The sequence below is a fragment of the Vibrio sp. V39_P1S14PM300 genome (assembly GCF_009904765.1).
GTDB classification, from domain to species: domain Bacteria; phylum Pseudomonadota; class Gammaproteobacteria; order Enterobacterales; family Vibrionaceae; genus Vibrio; species Vibrio proteolyticus.
This window is the reverse complement of sequence record NZ_WXWP01000405.1, coordinates 1-1,991: the sequence shown is the minus strand read 5'-3', so window position 1 is coordinate 1,991 and position 1,991 is coordinate 1. Positions and strand designations below refer to the sequence as shown.

Below are 1,991 nucleotides of genomic sequence, written 5' to 3'. Positions count from 1 at the left end.
CCGCCATCGAAGTCAACTTTACGCCGACGATACAGTTAAGCACCTCTCATACTGACCCTGAGCCGATAGCGCAAACGCTGGTGATGGCATTAAGGGACATGACACCGCAACTCAAGCAGGCACTGCATGATGCCATGGACGATTTGTGGCGTGATATGGGGCATGTTGACCTGGATTAAAAATAGAATATACTGTTTATATATACAGTAATATTTTAAAGGAGTTCTGTATGCGCGTGAATATGATGATTAAAGAGTCTGACTTACCTGACGGTAAGTTCTCGTTGATTGAACCGGAAGTCCAGCGTCGCTTGGCCAAGGTCTACCCGAACGTGCAAGTCCGGGTACGCAAGGGAGAGAACAACCAACTGGATATTCAGGAAAAAGACAAAACCCGACGGGAAAAGCTTCAGCAGCTCCTGGAAGACATCTTTGATGAAGCCGATGAGTGGCTGTATAACTGAAATAAGAAAGGCGCCAATGCGCGCCTTTCTTTTTTGTTACGGTCTAACCATTAAGTTTTCAATAGACGATCGCGTTTGTTCAAACGTTTCCTCCTCCATCTCAACACCGATAAAACGGCGATTCAAATTCAGGCTGGCTTTCCCCGTTGCACCGCTGCCCATAAACGCATCCAACACCACGTCATTCTCTCGGCTGCTAGCAGTCACAATATGCTCTAACAGCGACTGCGGTTTTTCACATGGATGTTTCCCCGGATAATACTGAACAGGGGGAAAGTGCCAGACGTCGGTATACGGAACCTCACTAGTGACGGCAAAAGGCCGACGCAAATGCTGGTATTGAGCTTTCAAATCATCGTATTCACGAACCAGCGCCTGGTATTCAGATTGAAGACCGTCGTATTCTTTTGTCAAGTCGCTGTGTGTCCGGGACAATTTTCCCTGCTTTTGAGCAAATAGAGCCTGAAGTTGTTGATATTGTTTTTGGTTGGGCAGTTTCCATTGGCTTTCGCCGAACCAATGTGAACACATCTGGGAGTCCGTGGCCGCATTGATTTCCTTAGCCGTGACGCCAAGTCGCTTTCGGGCGTTGATGAAATAGTCCATCAGAGGCCTGAAGACTTGCTTTTTGAGCTGCTGACACTGCGATGCGTATCCGGAGCAGCCTTTGGCGTAACCTTCGGCCTTATAGTGGCCCGCAAACAAGATGCGCTCGGTGGCCGGAAAGAACATGCGCAAATCCGGCTTATGCATGCGTTTCCAAGGGCCGGACGGTTTGGCCCAGATGATGTGGTTCAAGACGTCGAAACGCTGCCGGAGTAGAATTTCAGTGTCACTGGCCAGCTTTGAGCCACAAAACAGGTACAGACTACCGGAGGGCTTCAGAACGCGCCAAAACTCCATCAGCACTTCATCAAGCCAGGCCAGAAAGGTGTCGACATCAGGCCATTGGTTATCCCAGGCATTTTTCTTGACCTGAAAATAAGGTGGGTCAGTGAGGATGAGGTCGACCGTGTTGTCGCTCAGGTTTTTTAGGTACGCCAAACAATCAGCATGAATCAGCGTGGCACGGCCATCGCAAAGGGTGTGTTGCTGCATTCTTATCTCCTGTCATACAAGAGCCTTGAATACGCCATGTGGAAAAGCCACCAGCCATGCAGGCACATGACTGGTGGCGTTTTGCTGCTTCCTCTCCGGGGGCCGGGTCTCAGGTACTCAAGGCATCAAAACACGAAACAACCCTATCATGGTTTACTGTGTATTTGTACAGTTAGCTATCTCGTATGAGCTGGCTAAGGTCGGGGTAAGGCAACTGGGCCAATTGCTCAATGACAAATGCAACATGATGGATGGAATAATCAGGCAATGCTTCAGCAATAATATAAGGATCCGGCACACCCTGTCGGGCATGTTCCACAATAAGAAGGACCAGTTGTTGGGCATCGGTTTTGACAGGTAACATACGGCTATTCCCACTCTCATTTTAAGGCGACACGACACTATTATGGTGTGCGGGGAATAGCCAGTG

At 49.1% G+C, this 1,991-nt stretch carries 3 protein-coding genes; 1 reads left to right on the top strand and 2 read right to left on the bottom strand.

Annotated elements, in window-relative coordinates; genetic code table 11:
* The first annotated feature begins 229 nt into the window (after positions 1 to 229).
* Entirely contained in the window at positions 230 to 463 is a 234-nt protein-coding gene (locus CAG65_RS21195) for a DinI-like family protein (RefSeq protein ID WP_161447528.1), read from the top strand.
* A 36-nt stretch (positions 464 to 499) separates the two neighbouring features.
* Here CAG65_RS21195 and CAG65_RS21190 read toward each other — a convergent pair whose 3' ends face one another.
* Both CAG65_RS21190 and CAG65_RS21185 read right to left on the bottom strand, forming a co-directional pair.
* A complete protein-coding gene (locus CAG65_RS21190; protein WP_161447526.1) occupies positions 500 to 1,561 on the bottom strand; it encodes a DNA-methyltransferase in 1,062 nt (353 codons plus the stop codon).
* A 172-nt stretch (positions 1,562 to 1,733) separates the two neighbouring features.
* Positions 1,734 to 1,925 (bottom strand): hypothetical protein, encoded by a 192-nt coding sequence (locus CAG65_RS21185; protein WP_161448242.1) that lies wholly within the window; start codon positions 1,923 to 1,925, stop codon positions 1,734 to 1,736.
* Positions 1,926 to 1,991: the final 66 nt, after the last annotated feature.